26 protein-coding genes are annotated in these 25,316 nt (G+C 62.3%); 11 read left to right on the top strand and 15 right to left on the bottom strand.

The features are described 5' to 3' along the window. The 3 genes from GSQ89_RS25845 to GSQ89_RS25835 form a co-directional block, all read right to left on the bottom strand. A partial coding sequence (locus GSQ89_RS25845) for a glycosyltransferase family 2 protein (RefSeq protein WP_254073369.1) occupies nt 1–362 on the bottom strand: 362 nt, incomplete at its 3' end. A gap of 75 nt (nt 363–437) precedes the next feature. Then, the gene (locus GSQ89_RS25840) at nt 438–1,772 is read right to left on the bottom strand and encodes a DUF2142 domain-containing protein (RefSeq protein ID WP_158930665.1); all 1,335 of its coding nucleotides are present in this window, start codon (nt 1,770–1,772) and stop codon (nt 438–440) included. Between the two features lie 233 nt (nt 1,773–2,005). After that, entirely contained in the window at nt 2,006–2,926 is a 921-nt protein-coding gene (locus GSQ89_RS25835) for a hypothetical protein (RefSeq protein ID WP_158930663.1), read from the bottom strand. Nucleotides 2,927–3,250: 324 nt separating this feature from the next. On the opposite strand from GSQ89_RS25835, the gene GSQ89_RS25830 reads away from it, so the two are divergent. The 3 genes from GSQ89_RS25830 to GSQ89_RS25820 are packed head-to-tail and all read left to right on the top strand — an operon-like array spanning nt 3,251 to nt 5,803. Continuing rightward, on the top strand, nt 3,251–4,108 hold the full coding sequence (locus GSQ89_RS25830; RefSeq protein WP_216856395.1) for a branched-chain amino acid ABC transporter permease: 858 nt from the start codon (nt 3,251–3,253) through the stop codon (nt 4,106–4,108). 2 nt (nt 4,109–4,110) lie between these two features. Further along, nucleotides 4,111–5,085, top strand: a complete 975-nt coding sequence (locus GSQ89_RS25825) for a branched-chain amino acid ABC transporter permease (RefSeq protein WP_158930661.1) — start codon at nt 4,111–4,113, stop codon at nt 5,083–5,085. Next, nucleotides 5,075–5,803: an ABC transporter ATP-binding protein gene (locus GSQ89_RS25820; protein WP_158930659.1), complete on the top strand. Its 729-nt coding sequence runs from the start codon at nt 5,075–5,077 to the stop codon at nt 5,801–5,803. Before GSQ89_RS25825 ends, GSQ89_RS25820 begins: the two co-directional genes overlap by 11 nt. Before the next feature lie 150 nt (nt 5,804–5,953). Here the strand turns inward: GSQ89_RS25820 and GSQ89_RS25815 are convergent, their stop codons facing one another. The 4 genes from GSQ89_RS25815 to GSQ89_RS25800 all read right to left on the bottom strand — a co-directional run bounded on the left by GSQ89_RS25815 (nt 5,954) and on the right by GSQ89_RS25800 (nt 10,645). Then, nucleotides 5,954–6,718, bottom strand: coding sequence for an SDR family NAD(P)-dependent oxidoreductase (locus tag GSQ89_RS25815; RefSeq protein WP_158930657.1), 765 nt, complete (start codon nt 6,716–6,718; stop codon nt 5,954–5,956). A 74-nt stretch (nt 6,719–6,792) separates the two neighbouring features. Then, complete coding sequence (locus GSQ89_RS25810) at nt 6,793–8,718, bottom strand: ribonucleoside-diphosphate reductase subunit alpha (RefSeq protein ID WP_371734293.1); 1,926 nt, start codon at nt 8,716–8,718, stop codon at nt 6,793–6,795. 218 nt (nt 8,719–8,936) lie between these two features. Continuing rightward, nucleotides 8,937–9,614 carry a nitroreductase gene (locus GSQ89_RS25805; protein ID WP_158930653.1) on the bottom strand — a complete coding sequence of 226 codons (678 nt, stop codon included), beginning with the start codon at nt 9,612–9,614 and terminating at the stop codon, nt 8,937–8,939. Beyond that, entirely contained in the window at nt 9,611–10,645 is a 1,035-nt protein-coding gene (locus GSQ89_RS25800) for an alpha/beta fold hydrolase (RefSeq protein WP_158930651.1), read from the bottom strand. Before GSQ89_RS25800 ends, GSQ89_RS25805 begins: the two co-directional genes overlap by 4 nt. Before the next feature lie 93 nt (nt 10,646–10,738). Between GSQ89_RS25800 and sodC the strand changes: the two genes are divergently transcribed. Both sodC and GSQ89_RS25790 read left to right on the top strand, forming a co-directional pair. Then, a complete protein-coding gene (gene sodC, locus GSQ89_RS25795; protein WP_216856393.1) occupies nt 10,739–11,290 on the top strand; it encodes a superoxide dismutase family protein in 552 nt (183 codons plus the stop codon). Between the two features lie 5 nt (nt 11,291–11,295). Beyond that, nucleotides 11,296–12,363 carry an LLM class flavin-dependent oxidoreductase gene (locus GSQ89_RS25790; protein ID WP_158930649.1) on the top strand — a complete coding sequence of 356 codons (1,068 nt, stop codon included), beginning with the start codon at nt 11,296–11,298 and terminating at the stop codon, nt 12,361–12,363. Between the two features lie 248 nt (nt 12,364–12,611). Here GSQ89_RS25790 and GSQ89_RS40265 read toward each other — a convergent pair whose 3' ends face one another. Beyond that, the gene (locus GSQ89_RS40265; protein ID WP_158930647.1) at nt 12,612–12,896 is read right to left on the bottom strand and encodes a DUF1883 domain-containing protein; all 285 of its coding nucleotides are present in this window, start codon (nt 12,894–12,896) and stop codon (nt 12,612–12,614) included. Between the two features lie 204 nt (nt 12,897–13,100). Between GSQ89_RS40265 and GSQ89_RS25780 the strand changes: the two genes are divergently transcribed. Next, nucleotides 13,101–14,417 (top strand): deoxyguanosinetriphosphate triphosphohydrolase, encoded by a 1,317-nt coding sequence (locus GSQ89_RS25780; RefSeq protein WP_158930645.1) that lies wholly within the window; start codon nt 13,101–13,103, stop codon nt 14,415–14,417. Nucleotides 14,418–14,583: 166 nt separating this feature from the next. Here GSQ89_RS25780 and GSQ89_RS25775 read toward each other — a convergent pair whose 3' ends face one another. Next, a complete protein-coding gene (locus tag GSQ89_RS25775; protein ID WP_158930643.1) occupies nt 14,584–15,411 on the bottom strand; it encodes an amidohydrolase in 828 nt (275 codons plus the stop codon). A gap of 102 nt (nt 15,412–15,513) precedes the next feature. On the opposite strand from GSQ89_RS25775, the gene yghU reads away from it, so the two are divergent. After that, nucleotides 15,514–16,392, top strand: a complete 879-nt coding sequence (gene yghU / locus GSQ89_RS25770) for a glutathione-dependent disulfide-bond oxidoreductase (RefSeq protein ID WP_158930641.1) — start codon at nt 15,514–15,516, stop codon at nt 16,390–16,392. Nucleotides 16,393–16,472: 80 nt separating this feature from the next. Here yghU and GSQ89_RS39440 read toward each other — a convergent pair whose 3' ends face one another. The 4 genes from GSQ89_RS39440 to GSQ89_RS25750 form a co-directional block, all read right to left on the bottom strand. Continuing rightward, complete coding sequence (locus tag GSQ89_RS39440) at nt 16,473–17,072, bottom strand: alkylhydroperoxidase domain protein (protein ID WP_158930639.1); 600 nt, start codon at nt 17,070–17,072, stop codon at nt 16,473–16,475. Continuing rightward, a complete protein-coding gene (locus GSQ89_RS39435; RefSeq protein WP_158930637.1) occupies nt 17,069–17,668 on the bottom strand; it encodes a CMD domain protein in 600 nt (199 codons plus the stop codon). The genes GSQ89_RS39440 and GSQ89_RS39435 overlap by 4 nt, the downstream gene beginning before the upstream one ends. Further along, complete coding sequence (locus GSQ89_RS25755) at nt 17,665–18,708, bottom strand: putative FMN-dependent luciferase-like monooxygenase (protein WP_158930635.1); 1,044 nt, start codon at nt 18,706–18,708, stop codon at nt 17,665–17,667. The genes GSQ89_RS39435 and GSQ89_RS25755 overlap by 4 nt, the downstream gene beginning before the upstream one ends. 62 nt (nt 18,709–18,770) lie before the next feature. Then, on the bottom strand, nt 18,771–19,655 hold the full coding sequence (locus tag GSQ89_RS25750; protein ID WP_158930633.1) for a metal ABC transporter solute-binding protein, Zn/Mn family: 885 nt from the start codon (nt 19,653–19,655) through the stop codon (nt 18,771–18,773). Nucleotides 19,656–19,768: 113 nt separating this feature from the next. On the opposite strand from GSQ89_RS25750, the gene GSQ89_RS25745 reads away from it, so the two are divergent. Together GSQ89_RS25745 and GSQ89_RS25740 are read left to right on the top strand one after the other, a co-directional pair. After that, nucleotides 19,769–20,470: a M48 family metallopeptidase gene (locus GSQ89_RS25745; protein WP_158930631.1), complete on the top strand. Its 702-nt coding sequence runs from the start codon at nt 19,769–19,771 to the stop codon at nt 20,468–20,470. 92 nt (nt 20,471–20,562) lie between these two features. Beyond that, nucleotides 20,563–21,201, top strand: a complete 639-nt coding sequence (locus GSQ89_RS25740; protein ID WP_158930629.1) for a DJ-1/PfpI family protein — start codon at nt 20,563–20,565, stop codon at nt 21,199–21,201. Between the two features lie 116 nt (nt 21,202–21,317). On the opposite strand, the gene GSQ89_RS25735 is transcribed toward GSQ89_RS25740, so the two are convergent. Beyond that, entirely contained in the window at nt 21,318–21,860 is a 543-nt protein-coding gene (locus tag GSQ89_RS25735) for a hypothetical protein (RefSeq protein WP_158930627.1), read from the bottom strand. Nucleotides 21,861–22,218: 358 nt separating this feature from the next. On the opposite strand from GSQ89_RS25735, the gene GSQ89_RS25730 reads away from it, so the two are divergent. Continuing rightward, nucleotides 22,219–23,778, top strand: a complete 1,560-nt coding sequence (locus tag GSQ89_RS25730) for an alpha/beta hydrolase domain-containing protein (RefSeq protein ID WP_158930625.1) — start codon at nt 22,219–22,221, stop codon at nt 23,776–23,778. A gap of 60 nt (nt 23,779–23,838) precedes the next feature. Continuing rightward, nucleotides 23,839–24,945 carry an enolase C-terminal domain-like protein gene (locus GSQ89_RS25725; RefSeq protein ID WP_158930623.1) on the top strand — a complete coding sequence of 369 codons (1,107 nt, stop codon included), beginning with the start codon at nt 23,839–23,841 and terminating at the stop codon, nt 24,943–24,945. A gap of 57 nt (nt 24,946–25,002) precedes the next feature. On the opposite strand, the gene GSQ89_RS25720 is transcribed toward GSQ89_RS25725, so the two are convergent. Beyond that, nucleotides 25,003–25,206, bottom strand: a complete 204-nt coding sequence (locus GSQ89_RS25720) for a hypothetical protein (protein WP_158930621.1) — start codon at nt 25,204–25,206, stop codon at nt 25,003–25,005. Between the last annotated feature and the right edge of the window lie 110 nt (nt 25,207–25,316).

Raw genomic sequence — 25,316 nt, 5'->3', positions numbered from 1 at the left:
AATCGGTTGCCTTTGACGTAATCCGCCCGCCCCTGAAGGATTGGCGCCACGAAGCGCGAGATGAGCGCGGGGTCCATCTGCCCATCTCCATCGAGCTTGACGATCACGTCCGCCCCAGCCGCGACTGCGTGCTGGTAGCCGGTTATGGCGGCGCCACCCACGCCCTGGTTCTGCCCATGCACCAGCACCACCACGCGCCGATCATGGCATTCCGCCAGCACATGGGCGCCCGAACCCTCCGGGCAGGCGTCGTCCACGACGAAGATCAGCCCCACCTCCGACCCGATGCGCGCCAACAGGGACAAAATGTGGGTCCGCACCCGATAGGCTGGGATCACCACCGCAACGACCGGTGCGTCCACGCACGCTGTCCACTCGGTTCGGGCATCAGACAAAGATCCTTGGCCGATCCACACGTCAGGTGGGGCATGGTCCATCTAGAACACCTTATAGGCTTGCACGACGACGATGCTGGTCCATACGACCTCGGTGGCGACCGTCAGCACCACCACCAACTCCAGGAGCGGGCCAAGCGTGCGCGGACGTGGCGGCACGGCGGCGCCAAGGGTCACGGCCGCGAGTCCGGCAAGCGGCAGGAAGTAACGTCCCTGCACGCCGGAGATCACGTGCTCACCAACAGGAGTCCAGTAAAGGTAAAGCGCAATCAGAACCAACAACGCGCTGGTGCCGAGAAGCAGGGTCTGCCAAAGGGCTTCCGCCGGGCCAATGCGAGGCGTTATCGGATGTCGTAGCATTACGCACATCAGCACCGCGATCATCGGCAGTAGATACATGGTTTCCGGAAGTGGAATCCTAAGCCAACCCAGGATTCCGATCGTGCCATACATATAGAAAAGGCCATTGACTTCAATCGTGTTGAGAACGGTGCCGGCGAACACGTTGGGGTGGGCAACGATACCCGCAAACTGCTGAGAAAGGCTCGCACCTGGCACGGGAAGTACCAGGGTGGAAGAAATATAGGCCAACCATAACCCGGTGGCGCCCAGCACGGTTGCGATCAGTACGGCATGCACGGCGATCACATGGCCGGCCGCCCGGCGCCGAAAAACGCCAGGCAATCCCATGACAAGCAGCGGGGCGTAGACCGGCTTCAGCGGACAAAAAACGCAGCCAGCAACACAGGCTAGCAAAACCTGCTTCCACGTCCACCGTCCGCGGAACCTCGCCCGCATGGCGGTGGCCGTGAACAGAAATGCCGCGGATATCATGGCCGCATCCGGGGAGGCGGACGCGAACTCATACACCGCCATCGGCAGCAGCCCGAACACCAGCAGTAACATGTTGCCAACCGGCAACGCGCGCAGGGCGGCGGCGGCCACTAGCAGTGCCGCCAACCCGTTTACCAAGCGAGCCGCGTATAGCAGACCAAGCGGCCCAAGGCCTAATCCTCGCCCCACCGCGATTGCCACCGCTTGTGGCAAGTAGGGCAACGGCGAATAAAACGCAGCGCCAGAGAAATCGACGAATTCCCGCCGCGTCGGATCGAGCGGCTTGGCAAGCATCTTGAGCGTTTCCCGCAATGGGGTCGGCCGTACCGGCCGATCGGTGTGGATCGCACGCGTACCCAGGAAGCGGTCCGCCAGTTCCGGCAGTGACGACGGCAGCACCGCGCCCGCCGCACCGTCCCGCACCACTCCGCGCAGGTCGAGTTCGGATAACTGATAGGCTCGGTAGAAGTGCTGTTGCTCGTCCGGCACCTGGAACGGCGGTGTTAGAAACACCAACGGCAACACACCGATCAAACCAAGCATGAGGAAGAGAATCGCGAGGTCTGTTGCCGCGAACCGGGCGAACATACCGCCCGGTCGGCCGGATACGATTATCGTCGTCCCGATGTCCCACGATCCATTTCGATGCGACGTTTCAATCATGTCCGACACGCAAGATCAAGCCTCTCGGTTCTTGCCAGCAGCCATTGTCCATGGCTGGGGGATGTCGGCGTATCCATCGATTTGGGAGCTAGCCAGACCGACCATTATCTGGGCTACCGAAACAAATAGGGCAGATTGTCTTTAACGACCTGCCGCTGAAACGGCTGGCTGAGACGCCACACATCGGCGTCGATGATGAAGTGCCATATGATGATCGAATTCCACAGAACCGCGAGCGGACGCGCCAGGTCACCCTCCGCACGGTTCATCACGAAAAAGGCCGCGACGTAAATCACCGTGACAAACGTCAGGGGGAGGAACCAGCGCCTTGGCGCCGATGCGCGACGCTGTGCATCCATGCAGATCATAACGAGTATATATTGGTAGGCGTGCGCCACCCCGACGGCGACCGCGCCATACGATCCGAAAACATAGACCGGCAGAAAGAACAGGCCGACCGTCACGGTCATTGCTGTTTTGATCGGGTGCGTCCCGTTGGTGAACTGCCAGACGGCCACTGCCAGCGAAACCCCCGCCACCACCAGCCCGGCGGCAAATCCAACCTGGCGGACAATCGCCAAGCCGCCCGCGCCTTCCGCCCCGATCAGCGCCCCGGCCATTCCGGCGACGGGCGCCCATTGGCAGATTTGCCTTTCCATGTCGGAGGGGCGTCCCGCTTTGACCGCCGTCGATATCAGGCAAAGCAGCCCCCAATTCTGGCGACCGAAATGGTAGAAGAGCCAGATCGTATAGAGGGACGTGAACACGCGAAATCCGAGATCGCCGAACGCCTGAACACCCAAGATGCAGGCGGTCGCAAGGGCTGCCGGTCCAGCATAGAAATAGAAGGGCCGTCCGCGGATGTGCTGACGGTAGCGCTGGTCGAACCAAAGTGTCCCGGTCATCCCGACATGCGCGACGCCCGCGAGCCAAATAGCTTTCGCCATCGGCATCGTCACGGAATTGCCGTTCAGCGGGCCGGACAACGCTCCGAAGAAAACGATTGGAAGCAAGGTCAGGGCGATCAAAGCCAAAGCAAATTTCCGAGCGCTCGGGTCAACCCCGTGCTGATGCGGGATAGCCACGGACAGAGTACTCGTTTGCTCGCTCACGGTTCGTCCCTTACCCGCCAACGCCACACTGCACGCAAAGCGGTTGCATATCAGTTACATTGTTTTGGTTGCGACTGGCCCCACGCAAGATGAGTTATTCCGCGCACCGGTGATCGAAGCGGCGATATAGCGGTGATGAAGATGGCCACGCATCAAAAATGATGCGCCGCTGCATGATTCAGTAGCTTGCCGCCCGCCGTCCCATCGGTCAGGATCGACTTCGGGCAAGCATAGGAGCGTGACGGGGTGATCCTGCTGCAGGTGGTGGTCAGCGGCCTGCTGATGGGTTCGGTGTATGCTCTGTTTTCGTCCGGCCTGACGCTGATCTGGGGTATGATGAACGTCATCAACTTCGCACATGGCGATTTCGTCATGCTGGCGATGTATGCCGCGTTCTTCGCGTTCAGCCTGTTGCATCTGGGCCCGGTGTTCTTCATTCCCGGCGCGGCGGCGTTGCTGTTCCTGCTGGGCGTGGTGGTCTATCTCGGGCTGGTGCGGCACATCGCCAAGGGTCCGATGCTGGCGCAGATATTGGGCACGTTCGGGCTGGCGCTGGTGCTGCGCTATGCGGCGTTCTGGGCGTTCACGGCGAATTTTGTCTCACTGCCGGATACGCTGGTCGGTGGCACGTTCGACATCGGCGGGCTGCGGATCGAGGCGTCTCGGCTACTGGCCGGTGTGTTGGCGATTGTCATTACATTCGGCATGCACCTCGTGCTGACCCGCACGGCGTTGGGCAGCCGTCTGCTGGCGGTGGCCGAGGATCGCGACGCAGCCATGCTGATGGGGATACGGCCGGACCGGATGCAGGCGGTCGCCTGGGGGATCGGCGCCGCGTCGACCGGCGTGGCGGGGGCGCTGATCGCGCTGTTCTTCTATATCTCACCCACTGTCGGGGAATCGCTGGCGCTGATCGCCTTCGTCGTTGTTTGCCTGGGCGGCTTCGGCAGCGTGCCGGGGGCATTGATCGCCGGGCTGGCGATCGGGGTGATCGAGGCGCTGTCGGCCTATCTTATCGGCGCGGTGTATCAGGACGTGGTGGTCTATGCGCTGTTCCTGGGGGTCCTGTGGGTGCGTCCGCAGGGGCTGATGGGGACGAACTGAGCATGAAGCAATGGCCGCTCGTCGTCGTTGGGTTCGTGTTCATCGCGGCGTGGCCGCTGATGGTGCAGGATGTGTTTTATCAGCGCATCGGCGCGCTGGTGCTGCTGGCCGCGATCTCCGCCTCGGCTTGGAATTTGCTGGGCGGCTATGCCGGCCAGGTCTCGGTCGGGCACGCGGTGTATTTCGGTGCCGGTGCCTATGCGTCGCTGGTCGTTTATACGGACCTGCACTGGCCGCCGATCGCGGGGGCGCCGGTCGGTGTCGTGGTTTCCATGGCGATTTCAGCGCTCATCGGCACGCCGACCTTCCGGCTGCGCGGGCATTATTTCTCTATGGCGACGATCGCGGTGGCCGAGTTGTTCCGGATTCTCGCCGGCAATTGGCCGCTGCTGGGTGCGGCGGTCGGGCTGATGGGACCGCCGGTGCCGCGCAGCGTGTGGGATTTGTCGTTCATCAGCCCGGTGCCTTACCATTATCTGTTTTCGTTCGTATTGGTCGTGCTGCTGGGCCTGACCTGGCTGATGCAGCGCAGCCGGATGGGCTATTATCTGGCGGCGATCCGCGGCGGCGATCGGGCGGCGAGTAGCCTCGGTGTGCCGGTACTGCGCTACAAGCTGTACGCGTTGTTTCTGTCGGCGGCGTTCACCTCGATTGCGGGGTCGCTGTATGCGGTCATGGTCGGTTTCATCGATCCCGACAGCGCCCTGGGGATTCTGATCTCTGTGAAAATGATTATCGTCGCAGCGCTGGGCGGGGCAGGGACGCTGTTCGGCCCGCTGGTCGGCGCCATGATCCTGATCCCGCTGGAGGAAACCACGAACGCCGCGTTCGGCGGTGGCGGCACCGGCGTCACCTTCATCGTCTATGGCGCGATCATCGTCTTGGTCGCCCGGTTCCAGCCCGGTGGGGTCGCGGCGTTCTGGGCGTTGGTCACGGAGAAATTCTCCGCGGGACGGAGGGCACCGCGTGTTTCTTGAAGCGCGCGGCATCGTCAAGGCATTTGGAGCCTTCCGAGCGGTGGATGGCGCGGACCTCGATGTCGGTGAGGGGGAGATCATCGGCTTGATCGGCCCGAACGGCGCCGGCAAGAGCACCTTCTTCAACTGTCTGGCCGGCGACGCCGAACCGACAGCGGGAACCATCCGCTTCCTGGACCAGGACATCACCAACGCCACCCCCGAGGCGCACGCTCGCCTGGGCATGGCTCGGACCTTTCAGGTGCCTGTGACGTTCGAGGACATGACGGTGCGGGACAACGTCATGGTCGGTGCCTTCCTGCGCCATCCCGGCCGAACCGGCGCCATGCGCAAGGCCGAGGAGGTGCTGGCCTTCACCGGATTGTCGCCTCTCGCCGACTCGCCCGCCCGATCGCTTGGCACGCCCGGCCGCAAGCGGCTGGAAATCGCTCGCGCCCTGGCGACGGAGCCACGGCTGCTGTTGCTGGACGAAGCCCTGGCCGGGCTGACCCCGGCAGAGGTGCGGCTGGCGATCGAACTGGTCCGTCGGATCAAGGGGTTGGGGATCACCATCGTGATCGTGGAACACATCATGGAGGTGATCCTGTCGCTGGCCGAACGGGCGGTGGTGTTCCACCAGGGCAAGGTCATCGCGCAAGGGGCACCGCGGTCGGTGGTCGACGATCCGGCGGTGATCGCGGCGTATCTGGGGCACCACATGAAACGGGTGCGGATGTAACCGGGGCCTCCTCCCGTGGCATGGCTCGATATGAGTCAAAATGAGCGGCGGGCGGAGGCAGGTTCTCTCGTCTGCGTCGTCGCCGAGTCACGCCCAGGGTGACAATGACCGGACTTCCGGGGTCGGCATCAAACCGGATAGGCAATAATCCTACATCGCGATCGAGAACCCGCCATCCACCGGTATCGCCGTCCCAGTAACAAAATCCGACGCCGAACTCGCCAGGAACGCGGCCACCCCCGCCATGTCATCCGGCACACCCCAGCGGCCCTGCGGTGTGCGCTTCTCCACGCTGTCCTGCAGCCCCTGCACCTGCCGTCGCGCACCCTTCGTCAATTCGGTATCGATCCAGCCCGGCAGCACCGCATTCACCTGGATATTATCCTTCGCCCACGCCGTTGCCATCGCTCGGGACATCTGCACGATGCCGCCCTTGCTTGACGCATACGCCGCCCCAAACGGCGCCCCGAGCAGCGACATCATCGATCCGATATTGATCATCTTGCCGCCGCCGGCCTTCACCATCACCGGATAGGCTGCCTGGGAACACAGGAACGCGCTTGTCAGGTTGGTATCCAGCACGTGATGCCACTCCTCCTCCGACAAGTCCTGAGGCATCTTGCGCACCGAGGTGCCGGCATTGTTCACCAGAATATCGGCATGCCCGTGCTTGGCCACCGTCTGGGCGATCAGCGCTTCGCATTCGGCCTTCTTGGTCACGTCGGCGACGATGAAGCTGGCGTTCGCACCCATTTCATGCAGCGCCGCCAGCGCGGTCGCGGCTTTCTGCTCATCACGACCGGCGATAATGATGCTCGCGCCGCACGAGGCGATCCCCCTCGCCATCCCAAGTCCGATGCCGCCGTTGCCACCGGTGATGACAGCAACCTTGCCTTTTAGATCGAACAAATTCATCGGGTACTCTTTCCCATGGAACGTTTCGCGCAGATCGGGCCGCGATCTTTATCCTTCAGACCTTGCTCGCCCGTCTACTGACACGCCAAACACTCTTCATAATCCGTCGTGTTCACAACGCCCGCCATCGCCACTAGGGGCAGGCGTCCCTGCGGCTGATCGTTCGCGGGCAATGTCGCCCCCAGCATCATCCCGGTGAATGCCGCCGGCGCCACCGCCTTCTCGCTGACATTGTCAGCCCGAGCGATGGACAGGCTCCGGCAATAGTACAGCGACTTCACGCCCTTCTTCCACGCCATGAAATGAATTTGATGCAGATCGCGCTTATGCACATTCGCCGGTAGGAACACATTCACGGATTGGCTTTGGCAGATGAATGGCGCGCGATCCGCCGCATGTTCCACCACCCAGCGCTGATCCAGTTCGAACGCCGTCTTGTAAACCGCCTTCTCCTGCTCATCCAGGAAATCCAGGTGCTGCACGCTGCCCTTGGTCGTGGTGATCGACGACCAAACCTCGTCGGTGTCGTATCCCTTCTCCGCCAGCAGCTTCTGCAGATGCCGGTTGCGGACCGAGAAACTCCCCGACAGCGTCTTTTGCAGGAACACGTTCGCCGCAATCGGCTCGATCCCCGGTGAGGAATTCCCCGCGATGATCGAGATCGAGGCGGTCGGCGCGATCGACATTTTGTGCGAAAACCGCTCCTTCACGCCATATTCCTGTGCATCCGGGCACGCGCCGCGTTCTTCCGCCAGCTTCACCGACGCCGCGTTCGCCTTCGTTCGGATATGCCGGAACATCTTCTTGTTCCAGACCTTGGCGACCACACTCTCCCACGGCACATTCAGCGCCTGAAGAAACGAGTGGAACCCCATCACGCCCAGTCCGACGGACCGCTCGCGCATCGCCGCGTATTTCGCTTTCTCCATGCCTGCGGGCGCCCGGTCGATGAAATCCTGCAGCACGTTGTCGAGGAACCGCATGATGTCCTCGATGAACAGCGGTTCGTCTTCCCACTGCGCCCAGTTCTCGAGGTTCAGGCTGCATAGGCAGCACACGGCGGTGCGTTCGTTGCCATGATGATCCAAGCCGGTCGGCAGCGTGATCTCACTGCACAGGTTGGACGTCTTCACTTCCAACCCGGCGAGCTTGTGGTGTTCGGGACGAGCGTTGTTGACGTGGTCGGAGAACACCAGGTACGGCTCTCCGGTTTCGATCCGAGCAGTCAGGATGCGGACCCACAGCGCACGGGCGGAAATCGACCGCACCACGGACTTGTCCTTGGGGGACCGCAGCGACCACTGCTCATCATTCTCCACCGCGCGCATGAAATCGTCGGGGATCTGGATGCCGTGATGCAGGTTCGGCGCCTTGCGGTTCGGATCACCCCCGGTCGGGCGGCGAATTTCGATAAATTCCTCGATCTCCGGGTGCCACACCGGCAGATACACCGCCGCCGATCCGCGCCTCAGCGATCCTTGCGAAATCGCCAGGGTCAGGCTGTCCATCACCCGGATGAAGGGGATAACGCCGGACGTTTTGCCGACCGCTCCAACTTTCTCCCCGATCGAGCGCAGGTTGCCCCAGTACGATCCGATGCCGCCGCCCTTCGACGCCAGCCAGACATTCTCGGTCCACAGCCCCAGGATGCCATCCAGGCTGTCATTCGCCTCATTGAGGAAGCAAGAGATCGGCAGCCCGCGATTGGTGCCACCATTCGACAGGATCGGCGTCGAGGGCATGAACCACAGTTTGCTCATGTAGTCGTACAGCCGCTGCGCATGCGCGTGGCTGTCGCCGTATTGCGAGGCGACGCGCGCGAACAGGTCCTGGAAATCCTCGCCCGGCATCAGATACCGGTCCGTCAGGGTCGCCCGCCCGAAATCCGTCAGCAATGCGTCCCGAGACCGGTCGACATGAACCTGATAACGACCCGGCATCTGAACGGCATCGAGCATCTGTACGGCATCGAGCACGGCGGTCTCCCCTGGCAACGTCATATCGCGAAACACCTTTCTGCCCCAGGCCATTGGATTCGAACCAAACCATATATGGGTCCGACAGCAGCCAATACCACAATATGGAGCATTTGTGGCTGGATTGCCACGCCGTAATCTCGCTAAACCAAACCTCGACTCTACCGGTTGAACGTCTCTCACCCCACTAGACATTTGCCGCTCGACACGTTCTCCCCATGTTCCACAAGCCTGTGGATAGATCACATGAATCCGTCAAAGCGCATGAACGACCGGGCGGGCACCCGCGTTGTCACCAGCGTGTTCTCCGGCGCATCCGGGTCCGCGTACCCCAACGCCATCCCGCAGACGACGGTTTCCTCCTCCGCCAATCCCAGGACCGGCCGGATGGCGCGATGGAAATGCGTCCAGGCCGCCTGAGGGCAGGTATCGAGCCCGCGGCCGCGGGCGGCTGTCATGACGTTTTGCAGAAACATGCCGTAATCCAGCCAGGACCCGGTGGCCAGGCGCCGGTCGATGGTGAAGATCATCCCTACCGGCGCGTCGAAGAACTGGAAATTACGCCGGTGCTGCACCTTGGCCTTCGCCGCCTCACCCCTCGCTATCCCCAGCAGTCCATATAAATCCCACCCCACTGCCCGGCGGCGAGATAGATAAGGCTCGAAGAAATCGTCCGGGTAATAGGGCACCTCCTGCGTGCGATCGAACGCAGGTGCGTCGAACGCGGCCTGTACCGCGTCCACCAGCGCGTCCTTCGCCGCCCCGGCCAGCACGTACCCGCGCCAGGGCTGCATATTCGTCCCACTGGGCGCGCGCGCCGCCGCGTCCAGGATCGCTTCCACCGTTGCCGCCGGCACCGGCGTCGGCAGAAACCGCCGGATCGACCGGCGGGAGGTTATAGCGTCGTCAACAGCGCTCATGCGGCAGCTTCCAGCCTGGCGATGAAGTCACGCAGCGCCGGCGCCCATTTGCCCGCATCCGCGCCAGACGCCAGATGGCCATGCTCGCTGTCGATTTCCACGTAGGCCGCGTCCACGCCGGCGCCGCGCAACCCAGCCATGACCCCCGGTGCCAGGCTCGGCGGAAACAGCGCGTCCGTCCGCGACAGCACATACAACACCGGCACCTTGATCCGCTCGAAATCCTTCGCGACGTCATAACGCGCCATCGCATCCCCCAGGATGAACAGCGAGTTCGCATCGAACGCGTCCGCCCAGGCCGAGGCGATCCGCCGCAGTTCCGCATCCCGTTCGGCCGGTTCGGGGAATCGTTCGGCCAGGCTGTTGGCCATCCCATAACGGGTCAACGTATCCACCCGCAGCGCCGTCAGCGTCCCGTGCACGCCGCCCTTGTCGTAATAGTCCCCGCCGTTCCAGTTCGGGTCCTTCCCGAACCATTTCATCAGTCCCTCCACCCGGTCGGACTGCGGCGGTAGCGGAGACGTCACCACCGGCGCCACGCCATCCATGAAGTCCGGAAACGTCACTGCCCACTGGAACGCCTGGAACCCGCCATAGGACGGCCCCACCACAGCGCGCAGATGATTGACCCCCAGATGCGCCAGCAGCCGCTTCTGCGCCGTGACGATGTCCACCACCGAGATCTTCGGGAACCGCGACCCGTACGGCTTGCCCGTACCCGGATCGATCGACGCGGCGTTGGTCGATCCATAGCTCGATCCCAGCATGTTGGAGCACACGACGAAATACCGGTCGGTGTCGATCGGCGCACCCGGCCCCACCAGCGTGCTCCACGCCCCTTCCGAGGACGCAACACCCGGCTCGATCATCCGCGGGCCGCTGGTATAGCCATGCGTGACCAGGATCGCGTTGCGGCCATCCGGCGCCAGGCGGCCCCGCGTGACGTAGGCCAACGTTACCTCCTTCAGGTTGCCGCCACCCGTCAGCGGCAGATCGGCGAAGGTGAAGCTGGCTTGGGTGATATCGGACATGGCGGTTTCCTTTTTCGCGCTGCACGTCAGGTTGCCATCGACCGGCGTTGCGTGCGAATCACCGCTGTAGCGCAGGCGAGCAAAAGAGACCCCATGAAGCACCCGATCAACTCCATCCGTTTCTCCGCCATGGTGGGCCTGGCGATGATGGCCGTCGCAGTCGCCCTGCCGGTTTGGGCGGAAGACCTGACCGTCACTATGAAAAAAGCAACGCAGAGCGGTACCAGCGACACCCTTGGCACGGTCACCATCTCCGAGACCAGCGCCGGCGCCGCGTTCAAGCTGGAATTGCATGGCCTGCCACCGGGACCGCACGGCTTCCTGGTGCATGAGAATGCCGACTGCGGCCCGACCTTCATCAACGGTGTACGCATTCCAGCCGGTGCCGCCGGCGCGCCTCTGGACCCCGACAACACCGGCAAGCACGAAGGCCCCTCAGGCAACGGCTACCTGGGTGACCTGCCCGCGCTGACCGTGCAACTCGACGGCACCACGACGCAGACATTGATCGCGCCGCGCATCAAGAACACCGACATCCTGAAGGGCCACGCGCTGATCGTCCACATCTACAACGACAATTACAGCGATTCCCCCAACCTGACGGGCGGCGTCGGCGGCCGCCTCGCCTGCGGCTTGATAGGATAACCACCATGGAATTCGGCATCGCCGTCGCCACCGCCGCCGACAGTTGGAAAGTGGTCAAACGGGCGGAGGAACTCGGTTTCTCCCACGCCTGGTTCTACGACACGCAGATGCTGTGCGCCGACTGCTTCGTCGCCATGGGCGCCGCGGCGGTCCAGACGTCCCGCATCCGCCTGGGCACCGGCGTGCTGATCCCCACCAACCGCATCGCCCCGGTCACCGCCAACGCCTTCGCCTCCCTGAACCAGCTTGCCCCCGGCCGGATCGATTTCGGCGTCGGCACCGGCTTCACCGGCCGCCGCACCATGGGCCTGGGCGCCATGAAGCAGAGCGACATGGAGGAATACATCCGCGTCGTCATGGCCCTGCTGGACGGCGAGACCCCCGACTTCGAGGTCGAGGGCAAGGCTCGGAAAATCACCTTCCTCAACCCCGAACTGAAGCTGATCAACCTGCGGGATGAGGTGAAGCTGCACATCTCCGCCTACGGCCCGCGCGGCCGAGCGCTGACGGCCAGGCTGGGCGCGGGGTGGCTGAACTTCGTCGGCGACGTGCCCGGCGGCGTTACGGCGATGAAAGAGATGCAGTCCAATTGGGACCGCGCCGGCAACGACATGACCGACCTGTCAGCGGTCGCCTTCGCCCTGGGCTGCGTGCTGGCGCCAGGCGAGGCAGCCGACAGCGACCGAGCCATGGCTCAGGCCGGGCCGCGGGCGGCGGTGCTGCTGCATCGCGCGGCCGATGAAGCGCTATCCGGCCTGCCGAACACGTCCCCCATCCCGCCGGAACTCGCCGAACCCATCGCCGGCTACGTGGAACTGGCTAAGTCGTTCAAGCCGGCCGACGCGCTGTATCTGACCAACCACCGCGGCCACCTGATGGTGGTAAAGCCGAACGAGCGCCCCTTCGTAACGGCCGAGATGATCCGCCGCACGACCTTCACCGGCGAGGAAGCCGATCTGCGCGACCGCATCGCCGCCCTGCGCGACGGCGGCTACACGCAGTTCACGGTGCAGTTAGCCCCCGGCCAGGAAGCCGCGATCGAGGACTGGGCGAGGGTGAAGGCGGAGTTTTAGTGGCGATTGAATGGAAAAATCGCAGCTGTTCGTAATGATTGCGAGACGCATGTTGACCGGAAGCGACCGATGCCGCGACCGAGCAAATGTCGCCCCAGGTGGACGATCCATAATGATTTTGGCAAGACTTGCCGCGAATGCGGCTTGAGTCTTGCCATAACGAGCGTCCAAGGTCATCATCATTACTAGAAGGCTGAGTATTCGCGTGAGTTCGGAATCACTCTGAAGTCGAATTACACATTGTCAAATCATGCCGCAGTAACGTGCGATGATTTAAGATATCTGACGGCATGTCGTACATGTGCATGCCTGCTACCCAAATCCAAAGTCGAATTCCAGTATCCAGAATTTGGTATTACTATCCGCGCCGGGAGTATTCGGTAAAATCCTCCGTAATACCTATGTTGAACTCCTTGCTTAAATTTCTCAAAATTATGATCGTCCATCACGCGAACATTGCACTGATGATCACATTCTACGATGACCACGTCGCCTCGATTCAAAAATTGTCTGTCGTGAATAAAGGTGACCATCGCCAGGACTCCCTTCCTATATACTGTGGAACATATATGGTACCCCATGTCATGTCGTAAGTCCACCGCCCAGGGTGAGTTAACCCACAAGGCTGGTTTCGGTTTTGACGTCGTCACGAAAAGCTGCTACCCGACTCGGCCTACTCACTGCCTATCTCACTGTGAGCATACGAAGGAACAGTTAAGGAATAGGTGGTAATGTCAATGGAATGGGTACAATTGCTTTCTTCAAAGCGCTTCAGAGATGACTCCCCACACCCTGCTGAAGATGGAAGGTCGGAATTCCAGAAGGATTACGACCGAATAGTTTTCTCTCGTGCGTTTCGTCGCTTGCAAGGAAAGACACAGGTACATCCGTTACCCGACAACGATCATGTTCACACGCGACTAACGCATTCTCTGGAGGTCGCCAGTGTTGGTCGCAGCTTGGGGGCACGGGCAGGTCTGAAACTCGGGCAGGAAGGTAAGCTGCCGGAAAATGTGACGGCCCAAGACTTGGGTTCAATACTGCAAGCTGCCTGTCTCGCGCACGATATCGGTAATCCCCCCTTTGGTCATGCCGGCGAATTTGCGATACGTGGCTGGTTTCAACAAAATCCGGAATATCTAAAAGGGTTGTCGGACGAATTAGAGCGTCTGGATCTTCATCATTTTGAAGGCAACGCGCAGGGTCTCCGTGTTTTAACCCAACTTGAGGGACATCTGTTCAAAGGCGGCTTGCGGCCCACATTCGCGACGCTAGGTACATTTGTCAAATATCCATGGTCGTCTGGACATGCAGCCTTGATTCATAAGGAGAAGTTCGGCTTCTTTCAGACGGAAATCACTTGCATGGAAGAAATTGCTGCTGAGCTTGGTCTTATAAAAACCGGCGAGGCATGTTGGGCGCGGCACCCTCTGGTTTTTTTAGTCGAGGCAGCTGATGACATATGCTATGCGATAGTTGATTTGGAAGACGCATTAGAGGTGGGAATTCTCGGATTTCATGAAGTCGAGTCCATTCTATGCGAAGGTCTATCTGACGTGGAGACAACCCAGTACGCTGCTATATCCCCGGAGGATACTCCTCGGCGCCTCGGCTACCTTCGTGGTAAAGTTGTCGACTATTTAGTCCGCCAAGCTATTGATGAGTTTTTCAAAAATGAGAGCACGATTATGGCTGGCAAATTCGATGATGATCTCCTGTCACATTGCGAAGACAAAGCGAAAAATATTGTGACGTCGGCAAAGCGGCTGGCTTATGATAAAGTATTTCAGGAGCCGCGAAAGACAGAAATAGAGATTGGTGCTTATTCCGTTATCGATATTCTATTGACGGCCTTGTGTAGCGCGTGCATGGAGCATAGAGAGGCGAGGCCATCCTTCAAATCAGAACGTGTATTTTCGCTATTGGGAGTCAATGCCCCGCGCAATGATGATTCGCTTTATATGGCGCTGATTCGGATGACCGACTTTGTGTCGGGGAGCACAGATAAATTTGCAGTCAGATTGAGCCGTCGTTTGAGTGGTTTCGAATTTTGAAGGCTTGCCGATGAAACCTAATTCTGGCACAGACATTCTCAAATCGACCAGTCGTGTCTAGCGGTTACTATATGTAAACGAATTGAGCAATAAAGTTCCTTTCTGGAGGATCAGCGCCGAATATACCGGCGGTGATCTCGGCCCGTGACGACGGCGCCTGCGCCCCCTACCACCCATAAACCTTCTCCACCGTCCCCCCCATCAGCGCGGCCCGATCCCCCTCCGACAACCGCGCCGTCTCCACGAACGGCCGAACCCCCTGCTCATAAGTCAGCACCCCGCTCGTCCGAGTCCAATCCGTCCCCCACATGCACCGATCCACCCCGAACGCATCGATGATCCGCATCACCGGCTCCCAGATATCCCCGTACGGATACCCCACCCGGGACAACGTACAAGCCCCACTGATCTTCACCCGAACATTCGGATAAGCCGCCAGCGCCAGCAGCTTCGGCAGATCCGCCCAAGGCTCAGCAAACGGAGGCGGCCCGCTCGGCTGCAACAGCCCGAGGTGATCGATCACGACCACCGTATCCGGATTGCGCCGTACCAGCTCCGTTCCGTGATCCAACCGACCCCAGCACAGGAAATTCACCGGCAGCCCATGCCGCCCCGCCGCCGCGAACGCCCGATTAACCCGAGGATCGGCCGGATCGCTCGGCAGTTCATCCCGCAGCATGATCCGCACCCCAACCGCGCCCTTGGTCGCAGCCCAATCCGCCACCACCTGGTCAATCGCCGGATCGACGACATCGATCGGCTTCACCACCCGAAACCGCTCCGGCCACCTTTCATAACACGCCAGCGCATAGCTCGGATCGAATCGGTAAAGATTAAACGTCGAAACGATAACCGAGGCATCGACACCGACGGCATCCATCGCCGCCACCATCTCCTCGCCATTGGCCGATTGCGGCCCATGCAGCACGCCCGCCCAGGGCCGTCCCGGATGGTTGTGCTCGTAAGCATGAACCTGGACGTCGATCACCCGCATCGTTGCCTCCTCCTCAGTCGAATCACTCTACCGCCCCACACGGCTTGCGCAAAACCGCCAGTGTCCCCACTCTCTCCCTCAACTACCGAAAGGCCTATCCCCATGAGCACATCAACCGAAGAATACACCCCTCCCAAGGTCTGGTCCTGGAACAAAGCCAGCGGCGGCCGCTTTGCCAACATCAACCGCCCCATCGCCGGCCCCACCCACGACAAGGAACTGCCCGTCGGCAAACACCCCATGCAGCTCTATTCGCTGGGCACCCCCAACGGCCAGAAAATCACCATCATGCTGGAGGAACTGCTCGCCCTCGGCCACAAAGGCGCCGAATACGACGCCTGGCTGATCAAGATCGGCGACGGCGACCAGTTCGGCAGCGGCTTCGTCGCCATCAACCCGAACTCCAAAATCCCCGCTCTGCTCGACCGCAGCGGCCCCACACCCATCCGAGTCTTCGAATCCGGCGCCATCCTGATGCACCTGGCCGAGAAATTCGGTGCCCTGCTGCCCACTGACACCGCGAAACGCGCCGAGACCCTGTCCTGGCTGTTCTGGCAGATGGGTAGCGCCCCCTACCTCGGCGGCGGCTTCGGCCACTTCTACGCCTACGCCCCCACCAAGATCGAATACGCCATCGACCGCTTCGCGATGGAAACGAAGCGCCAACTGGACGTCCTCGACCGCCGCCTCGCCGAAACCGAGTTCCTCGGCGGTGCCGACTACACCATTGCCGACATCGCCGTCTGGCCGTGGTACGGCGGCTTGGCGAAAGGCCTGCTCTACGGCGGCGGTGAGTTTCTGGCAGTCCAGGACTACAAGAACGTGCAGCGCTGGGCCGATACGATCGCCCAACGGCCCGCCGTAAAGCGAGGCCGCATCGTCAACCGCCTGCAAGGCGACCCCGCCGCCCAGTTGCACGAACGCCACGACGCCAGCGACTTCGAAACAAAAACCCAGGACAAACTGGCGGCCGCGGGCTAACCGACTCCTATCCACCTTCTCACCATCGTCATGGCCCGGCGAAGTCCGGGCCACCCACGGCGGCACGTACAACCCGACCTTCAAGCCCCGGCTGATGCAGGCTCACCGAGAGACAGCATCAGCCGGTTGGCCCAGTTGAAGAACGCCGCGCCGTGGATCACATCCACGATCTCCGCGTCGTCCAACCCCGCCGCGCGCAGCCTGGCCACATGCGCCTCCCCAAACGCGATCGGCGTCGCCGCCAACGCGACCGACGCAGCAACGATCGCATTCCACCGCTCCCCCAGATCGGCCCCAACCCCTTCTTCCAGCAGACGCCGCACATCCTCCGCCCGCTTCGAAAACGTGGTGGCATGACGCGCATGCACCGAAGCACAGTAGATACAACCGTTGTGGCGAGACGTCGCCGCCGCCGCCAGTTCGCGTTCGGCCCGCGGCAACCCGGATGACGTATTGAAGAAGATGTCCTTATCGGCGCGAGTCCGAGCCTCCAGAATATCCGGCTCGCGCGCCAGCAGCCGAAAATAGGCCGACTTGGACCGAGCCGCATCGACCAGACTGGCACGCTGCCGCTCGGTCAGCGTCGCCTCGGCCGGCGGTTCCAGCCACGGCAACCAGTCGAGCATCGCCTGGGTGAACGCCACCGGTTCATGGTTGTCCGGATGCAGAATAACGATCATGAAACACTCCGCGACAGGATGCGCAAACCGGCGGCCGCTCGGATCTGAAACGCAAGGAACGCCACAAGCTGTGACAGGGTAACAATCCCGGTGTTGGACCAGCCGGCATCCAGCAACGCCTGCAACGCCGCCGCGCTGGAATCGCGCGGATGAAAGACCAGCATATGCACATGCACCAAGGCCGCCGTCATCCGCGTCCCCAAGACCGCACGGTGCGCTTCCGCGACATAGTAAACCGGTCCGTCCACATCCTCGCGACTCAACGGACCGACAGGGTACGCGCCGTACGGGCCAACGGTACGGCCCCGAACGACCTCAGCCGACAGCGCCACGACGAACGCCGCGTCTGGTTCCGTACTCGCCAGACCGTCGGCGTAGAACGCGGCCGCTTCCTCCTCCGCGTGCAGACCGGCGACGAAGGTCGCCACGGCGAAACGTTCCTGCGCCGAGACATCACCCAAATCGGCCGGTTCGAACAACGCGCGATAGCTGGCCTGGGCGTTCTGCCGCGTCACCGGCTTGCGGTCTCGGATCGCCGCCAATGGCGAGCCCGGCGCCAGACCAGCCAGCAAATCGATGACATCCCGTTCGCTCATACAACAACCTCCGCTTCCGCGTGCCGCCCATAAGCCGGCTGCCAGCCGAACGCCGGAGCTACAGCCTGCGCCACCAACTCGATCGATCGCAGGATCAGCGGGTGCGGTGGATCGACCGAGTGCACCTGCACTGCAAGATCAGTGCACCGAAGCAATGTCGTATCGGCGCACAGCGACGCGATCACGTCGTCCGGCGTGCCGACATGCACATCGAACGCCCTGATCAGATCGGCCACCGTGTCGCCCTGAATACTGAACCCCCGCTCGACGAAACGCCGAGCCTGCGTCCGCAGACCGATATCGGCCAGACGCAGCGCCTCGGCCCGGGATTCAGCGACAAACACGCTGCGAGACCCGACGATGCGCGGCGCCCGTCCCTGCGGCAACGCGGCCAGATAGGCGTCGATGATAGGCTCCTGCAGTTCCGCCAGCGTTGCGTTCGGGGTCTCGTCCGGACGCGGCTGGGTCCGCGACAGCATCAGCCCATCGCCCGCCAGACCGGCCCGCGCCCCGCCGGCAACCGAGAAAGTCGCCTGCCAGATACGCTCAACCAGATCGGGGTGCCGCGGATACAGCCTGTCGCCACCCGGTATCGCTTCGCCCGCCAGCGCCCCCCGCAGCCGAACCAAATTCCGCGCATACAGCCCTGCTCGGTCTTCCTTATCAAGTTCGAACCCCGCGAAAGCCGTCGGATTGCCGCCATTGCCGACGCCCAATTCCAACCGCCCGCCACTGATCAGATCCAGCACGATGGCATCCTCGGCCACCCGCACCGGCAGTTCCAGCGGCAAGGTGACGATCCCGGTGCCGAGACGAATGCGAGACGTCCGTGCGGCAAGGTGACCCAGAAACACAAACGGCGACGGCAACCCGCCCTCGTGCTCATGGAAATGATGCTGGGCGACCCAGGCCACGTCGTACCCGAACCGCTCCGCATGAACGATCTGTTCGGCCGCCAGGCGATAGCGCTCCGCCGGCGGTGCCGCGTCCAGCAGGCGCGTGAAGAAAGCCAGGCGCTGAAACTTCGGCACAGGGTTCATCGGGCGATCCTATGGCCCGAACGGCAACAGCTTCAACCAGTCAGGAAAATGAAGTGCCCCATCTACGCCGTCCGCATCGCCCCCGCGAACAGCGTCGTGTTGTGTCGCAGCATATCCAGATACGTCGTCGCCGGCCCCCCCGGCGGCGACAGCGCGTCGGAGTAAACTGTCCCCCCCAGCTTCGCGCCGGTCTCCCTGGCCAGCATTTCCGCCATGCGGGGGCTGGTCATGTTCTCGATGAACACCGCCCGCACCTTTTCCCGCTTGATCTGCGCAACCAGCGCGGCAATCGCCTTGGCCGAGGGCTCGAATTCCGTGCTGATCCCCTCGGCCGACAGGAACTCGACTCCATACCGGGCGCCGTAATACCCGAACGCGTCATGGGTCGTGATGATCCGCCGCTGATCGGCCGGAATCGCGCCCAGCGTCGCACCGATCCACCCATCCACTTTGGTGATCTCGGCCGCATAGCGTTCGCCCGAAGCGCGACACGCCGCGGCACGCGCCGGGTCGGCTGCCGCCAGCCCATCCGCGATTGCCTGCACATACAAAATAGCGTTCGCCGGGTCCTGCCAGGCATGCGGATCGGTGGCGATCGCCCCGCCGTCCTCCTTCATCGTCCGCGGCTTGACCTTGTCTGCCGCCACCACAACCTGACCCTTGAATCCCGCGGCCTGCGTCAGCCGGTCCATCCACCCTTCCAGCCCCAGCCCGTTCCGCACCAGCAGCCCCGCCGCCAACAGCGTGCGCAGGTCCTTCGGTCGAGGTTCATACACATGCACGTCGCCATTCGGCCCCACCAGCGCCTCGACCGACACTGCGTCCCCGCCCACCTGCCGCACCAGGTCGCCCAGGATGGAGAAGCTGGCGACCACCCGCAGCTTCTCCGCCGCCCGTGCCGCAAGCGGCGCCAACCCCAAAGCCGCAATAAAGGAACGCCGGTGCATGATGTCGTCCTGCAATGTTATAATATAACGTCTACACTGAAATGCCGCCCGGCTCAAGCGCCCGATCACGAACAACATTGACGAATCGATCGAATCTCTGTGCATTGAGCCCCATGGACGATCTCCAGCCTGAGATGCTCGCCCTGCCATCCGGGTTGGCGCGCGTGGAATGGCGCCGCAGCAGCCGGGCACGCCGGGTGTCTTTACGGATCGACCCGACCGGAGGCGCCGTCGTCGTGACTTTGCCGACCAGAGCAACCCGCAAAGCCGGCATGGCCTTGCTGATGGGCCATGCCGATTGGGTATCCGACCGCCTGGCCGCATTGCCGGAGGCGATCACCTTCACTGACGGCGCCATGGTGCCGATATGCGGCGTCCCCCACCGCATCCGCCATGCCCCCACCGCCAGGGGCGGCGCCTTCCTGCTGGATCAGGAACTGCACGTCACCGGTGCCCCCGAATTCCTCTCCCGCCGCGTCCGCGACTTCCTCCGTCGGGAAGCCCTCCGCCGCCTCGGCGCGCTGACGATGGCGAAAGCCGGCCTGATCGGCATCACCCCCAAGCGGGTCACGGTAAAAGACACCACCAGCCGCTGGGGAAGCTGCGCGCCCGACAAATCCCTGGCCTTGAGCTGGCGTCTGCTGATGGCCCCCGCCTTCGTCCAGGACTACGTCGTGGCGCATGAGGTCGCCCATCTCCGCCACATGAACCACGGCCCCAAATTCTGGTCGCTGGTGGACGAATTGACCCCTCACACCAAAACCGCCATCCCCTGGCTCCGCGCCGAGGGCGCTCGGTTGTTACGGATCGGGTGACCCGCCCACGCTTTCGCCTGCGTAGAAGGCGATCGTCTTCCATCTCCCCGTTGTAACGGGGGAACAGTTGCAGTCTCACTCGGGAGAAGCTGATGCGTGTCGGATTTCCTGTGTACCATCTCGTCGACTTGCTCGATGTAGCCGGTCCTTTTGAAATGCTGAGCTGGGCTGGCTTCGATCTTACGATCGCCGCCAAACATAAGGGTCGCGTTCAGTGCCGAGGTGGTCTCGTGATCGAAGCCGACGCATCCTTCGATGACGCCCCGCGCTTCGATATTCTATGGACGCCGGGTGGCGATCCCGCTGCCCTCGCCGAACGCATGGAAGACAAGGTCTTCCTGGATTTCCTCGTCAGGCAGAGCGAGGGAGCAACCTATGTTTGTTCTGTGTGCGAGGGCGCGCTGCTGCTCGCGGCCGCGGGGCTGCTCGACGGCTATACGGTAACGACCCACTGGGCCTTCACGAACTGTCTGACTGACCGCTTTCCGAACGTGAAGATCGCGCCCGGACACCCACGATTTTGGCGCGACCGCAATCGCTTGACAGGTGGAGGCATTTCCTCCGGCCTCGACGAGGCGCTCGAATTGATCCGGCTCGTCCAGGGCGACGACGCTGCCCAAGAAGTGCAACTGTCGACGCAATATTACCCGTGTCCTCCGGTAACAAGCAAGATTCCAGCCGCTCCCGCCTGTCCGCTTCCCCCGCCGCGATCAGCTGCGACACGATCGTAAACCAAATCGACCCGGCCGGCGGGGCGTGGTTCGATACCGGTAAGGCCGGTGACGTTTATATTCATCACCCGTAACGACAACTGAGCGATGGCTGGCGGCTCCAGTCAGTCCAAACACTAGCCGGGCGGTGCCTCGGTATCGTCGTGCATCAGTGCCTCGTTGATGCAGAACGTCTGGGACGGCTGGACATTCCCGTTGCCATCGAAGGAAATCTGCAACAACCATCCGTAAACGCTACCCGGCCACCTTGGGGGCCAGTTGGCGGTCGACGGAAGCTTGGTCGGGTCCACGCCAAGCTTACTGGCGAGATCAAGGATTTCCTCATGGTGCCAGCATATGAGGATATTGCTGTTGTCGTATTTCGAATGACCTTTGATGTCGTCCGCGACCTGTTTGTAATCTTTGTCCTTGTGCGAGGCGTCGATGCTCACGCCGATGGCTTTGGACAGCGGTTCTATGGTCAGGCGGGGGCGATGGCTGTCATTGGAGTCCGCCGCAGCAAAAAGATAATTCAGCTTGAGCGATGTCCCATTGGCGGAATAGTTCTGAAAATAGACAGTATAAGCCTGCGCACGCTCTTGGCCGGCAACGGTCAGATCGGTTCCGGTTGCAGGTTTTTCGCCGTGCCGGATGATTAGCACATTGGCGTTTTTAGCCATATGAACCTCCCCATTTTCCAGCTTTGATGCCAATTCCCAGGCCGACGTTTCGCCTAAAGACCCGTCGGAAAGTCGCCTTACCTAGCCGTGGCGGCATGATCGCTATCGTCCGGACATTGTCAATCCCGCGCCAAACCTGGCCACGGAATGCGCTATGGAGGCAAGTGCCGCTCACTTTGAGGCAGTCCAACGGAAGTTCACTCAAATAACGAAAGGCTGCTGCACGCGCCCCGAAATCGTTCAGGCACGCGCCAATATTGTGCTCTCATAACCTCTGCAGCGCGGCGGCGGGCGGTAGCGGCGTCCTTGATCTCCACGGACCAAATCGTCCAACCTGCCCCAAACCGGGGAAACGATCATGAAAACACTGGCACGCATCGCCACGGCACTAACCCTCGCCCTCACGACATCGATGGCCCAGGCCAAAGTCACCAAACTCGAAATAACCGCCAAGCAGCCCTACGGCTCCTTCCAACCCGGTGACTACGTCCGCTGGGACGGCCGCATCGTCGGTGAACTCCCGCCAACCTCAACTCTCATCCCCGACCTGGACAAAGCCACCCGCAACGCCAACGGCATGGTTGAATACGCCGCCCGTATCATCCTGTTCATGCCCGCCGACACCGCCACCGGCAACGGCACCCTGCTGGTCGACGTCCCCAACCGAGGCCACGCCTACGCCAACGCCCTCTACAACAGCCCACGCGGCCTGCCATCCCAATCAGGCAACCTCGATCCCGGCAACGGCTTCCTCGAAGACAACGGTTACGCCGCCGCCGAAATCTACTGGGAACTCGGCCAAGGCGCCGACCTGCCCTCATTTACCGATCCAGACGGCAAGAAGCGCTATGTCGAGGGCGTCGGTTTCGCCATCGTCCGAGACGACGCCGACTTCCTCGCTCACGCGGCATCCGACACGACCGGCACACCCAACCCGCTGGCCGGCAAGATCAGCCGGATCCTCGCCACCGGCAAATCCCAGGACGGCCGTTTCCTGAAAACCTTCCTCCTGGACGGCTTCAACCAGACAGACGGCCATCGTGTCTTCGACGGCATGCACGTCTTCGTTTCCGGCGCCGGCCTGCTGCCGATCCTACGATCCGGCACCGGCCCCGAATCGAGCGCCAACGGCGCCCCCAGCTTCGCCCAACCCGACTTCCCCGGTGTTCACGACGGCATCCTGACCATCGGCGAAATCATCGCCAAGGTCGAAGCCCGCGGCGAAATCCCACCCAAAATGCTTCTGCTCAACTCCACCGTGGACTACTTCTCCATCCGAGCCTCACTCGGTCGCACCGGCGCCAAGGGCACCACCGACCTGCCACTGCCCCCGAATGTCCGCATGTACGATGTCGCCGGTGCCTCCCACGCCACAGTCGTCAAAGCGTCCGGATGCGATCTGCCCCCGGGCCGGCTCGACTGGGCGCCGGTGGCCCGCGCCACCTTGGTGCGCCTGGACCAATGGGTGGCCACCAACACCGAACCACCACCCACCACACTGATGCCGCTGCAGTCGGCCAAAGGCGATCCCACCGTGCTGCAGGCACCGAAAAACCTGCCCGACGCCACCGTCCAGATCCCGCAACGCGATGCCGACGGCAATCCCATCGGCGGCGTCCGCCTCCCCGACATCGCCGTTCCGCTCGGTGTTAACGGTGCCCAAAACCAGCCGCTCAGCTTCTCCTGCTCGCTCGTCGGCGCCTATTTGCCGTTCCCCAAGACAAACGACCCGGCGAACAAGCAACCCTCGCTGCAGCAGCGCTACAAGGACAACAGCGATTACCTGAACCGTATCCGCATCGCCGCCCGAGACGCGGAGGCCGCTGGCTTCCTGTTGCCCGAGGACGCCACTATCATCGTCAACGACGCCGTATCCCACCCCATCTTCGGCCGCACATCACCCGACGTCCCGCGCTGACGGGTTCTCCCCACCATCGGTCCGTGCCAACCTCCCCGGTGACCCACGGGGAGGAACACCATGAAAATCGACGACGTCTCGCTGACGATCTTCGCCTGGAACGACATCCCGGCCACCGTCTACCATCAGGGCGCCACCGCCGCCGCCGGCAGCAACCTCGGCCTGCTGCGCATCCACACCGACGCGGGGCTTGAGGGTCACGCCTTCCTCGGCTCCGCCAGCAATCCCGCCTCCATGGACGGCCCGCAACTGATCCGCTCGCTGAAGCCCATGCTGATGGGCCGCGACCCGCTGGAACGCGAGCGCATCCACGCCGGCATGCGCCTGATCAACCGAGCCGTCAGCTATCGCACCATCGGCGCCGTGGACACCGCGCTGTGGGACCTCGCCGGCAAGATCGCAGGCCTGCCGGTCCACGCGCTGATGGGCACCTACCGCACCTCGATCCCCGCCTACGCCAGTTCCCAGGTGCTGCCCGAAGTCGCCGCCTACGTCGATCAGGCGCAGGCGTTCAAGGCCGCCGGCTGGCAGGCCTACAAGATCCACCCGCCGCGCGACCCCGACCACGACATCCGCGTCTGCCAGGCCGTCCGCAAAGCGGTCGGCGACGACTACCGTCTGATGCTCGATTCCACCTGGTCCTACGACTACACCGACGCCCTGCGCGTCGGCAAAGCCATCCAGGACCTCGGCTACTACTGGTTCGAGGACCCGCTATCCGACGAAGACATCTATGGCTACGTCAAACTGCGCCAAAAACTCGACATCCCAATCATGGCCACCGAATACCCCGCCGGCGGCCTGGACACCTACCCGATCTGGCTGACCGAAAAAGCCACCGACTACCTGCGCGGCGACATCCCCAACAAGGGCGGCCTGACTACCATGCTGAAAACCGCCCACCTCGCCGAGGCCTTCGGCATGAAGTACGAGGTTCACCACTCCGGCAATTCCCTGAACAACCGCGCCAACCTCCACCTCTGCATGGCGCTGCGCAACACCACGATGTGGGAAGTCCTGCTGCCCGACGGCGCCCACAAATACGGCATGGTCAAGGACCTGGAGATCGACGCCGACGGCCTGATGCACGCCCCAACCGAACCCGGCCTGGGCGGCGAAATCGACTTCGAACTGATCGCCCGCAAGACCGAGGCCGTCCTGCGATAAACCCCAAACGAAGAGGGGCGCCGTTTCCGACGCCCCTCCGTATCGTCCCAGCCTGGCCTAGCCGCCTTTGTGGCTCTGCTGGCCGGCCTTGACAGGCTGCTCGTGCGAGCCTCCGCGCATGCCTTCGTCCGAACCCTTGTGGCTCTGCTCAGCCGCTTTGGCCTGCTGCGAGTGGGATCCGCTCGGTGTGCTCTTGTGGCTTTGCTCACCGGCCTTCACATGCTGTTCGTGTGTGCCGACGTGGGAACCTTGATCAGCCATGTTGGTGTCCTCCTGATGTCGGATGATGAGGCGGGATTTGTCGTCCGAACCTCGACGGCCAGAACATCATCCGGCGGCTGGCATTGCACCGGCCGGGATCAAAGATCTTT

The sequence above is a fragment of the Acidisphaera sp. S103 genome, from assembly GCF_009765975.1.
GTDB lineage: Bacteria > Pseudomonadota > Alphaproteobacteria > Acetobacterales > Acetobacteraceae > Rhodopila.
Note: the sequence above shows the minus strand (reverse complement) of the source record. Positions and strands in the feature narration are given on the sequence as shown.

Coding starts and splice junctions, on each gene's coding strand:
- GSQ89_RS39440 (WP_158930639.1), bottom strand. CDS start 17,072: ATGATCGTTATTCTGCATCCGGACAACCATGAACCGGTGGCGTTCACC.
- GSQ89_RS25775 (WP_158930643.1), bottom strand. CDS start 15,411: ATGCGGGTGATCGACGTCCAGGTTCATGCTTACGAGCACAACCATCCG.
- GSQ89_RS39435 (WP_158930637.1), bottom strand. CDS start 17,668: ATGAGCGAACGGGATGTCATCGATTTGCTGGCTGGTCTGGCGCCGGGC.
- GSQ89_RS25800 (WP_158930651.1), bottom strand. CDS start 10,645: ATGTCCGATATCACCCAAGCCAGCTTCACCTTCGCCGATCTGCCGCTG.
- GSQ89_RS25725 (WP_158930623.1), top strand. CDS start 23,839: ATGAAAATCGACGACGTCTCGCTGACGATCTTCGCCTGGAACGACATC.
- GSQ89_RS25755 (WP_158930635.1), bottom strand. CDS start 18,708: ATGAACCCTGTGCCGAAGTTTCAGCGCCTGGCTTTCTTCACGCGCCTG.
- GSQ89_RS25720 (WP_158930621.1), bottom strand. CDS start 25,206: ATGGCTGATCAAGGTTCCCACGTCGGCACACACGAACAGCATGTGAAG.
- yghU (WP_158930641.1), top strand. CDS start 15,514: ATGAGCACATCAACCGAAGAATACACCCCTCCCAAGGTCTGGTCCTGG.
- GSQ89_RS25825 (WP_158930661.1), top strand. CDS start 4,111: ATGAAGCAATGGCCGCTCGTCGTCGTTGGGTTCGTGTTCATCGCGGCG.
- GSQ89_RS25790 (WP_158930649.1), top strand. CDS start 11,296: ATGGAATTCGGCATCGCCGTCGCCACCGCCGCCGACAGTTGGAAAGTG.
- GSQ89_RS25735 (WP_158930627.1), bottom strand. CDS start 21,860: ATGGCTAAAAACGCCAATGTGCTAATCATCCGGCACGGCGAAAAACCT.
- sodC (WP_216856393.1), top strand. CDS start 10,739: ATGAAGCACCCGATCAACTCCATCCGTTTCTCCGCCATGGTGGGCCTG.
- GSQ89_RS25780 (WP_158930645.1), top strand. CDS start 13,101: ATGGAATGGGTACAATTGCTTTCTTCAAAGCGCTTCAGAGATGACTCC.
- GSQ89_RS25750 (WP_158930633.1), bottom strand. CDS start 19,655: ATGCACCGGCGTTCCTTTATTGCGGCTTTGGGGTTGGCGCCGCTTGCG.
- GSQ89_RS25810 (WP_371734293.1), bottom strand. CDS start 8,718: ATGACGTTGCCAGGGGAGACCGCCGTGCTCGATGCCGTACAGATGCTC.
- GSQ89_RS25745 (WP_158930631.1), top strand. CDS start 19,769: ATGGACGATCTCCAGCCTGAGATGCTCGCCCTGCCATCCGGGTTGGCG.
- GSQ89_RS40265 (WP_158930647.1), bottom strand. CDS start 12,896: ATGGTCACCTTTATTCACGACAGACAATTTTTGAATCGAGGCGACGTG.
- GSQ89_RS25840 (WP_158930665.1), bottom strand. CDS start 1,772: ATGCTTGGTTTGATCGGTGTGTTGCCGTTGGTGTTTCTAACACCGCCG.
- GSQ89_RS25815 (WP_158930657.1), bottom strand. CDS start 6,718: ATGAATTTGTTCGATCTAAAAGGCAAGGTTGCTGTCATCACCGGTGGC.
- GSQ89_RS25740 (WP_158930629.1), top strand. CDS start 20,563: ATGCGTGTCGGATTTCCTGTGTACCATCTCGTCGACTTGCTCGATGTA.
- GSQ89_RS25730 (WP_158930625.1), top strand. CDS start 22,219: ATGAAAACACTGGCACGCATCGCCACGGCACTAACCCTCGCCCTCACG.
- GSQ89_RS25805 (WP_158930653.1), bottom strand. CDS start 9,614: ATGAGCGCTGTTGACGACGCTATAACCTCCCGCCGGTCGATCCGGCGG.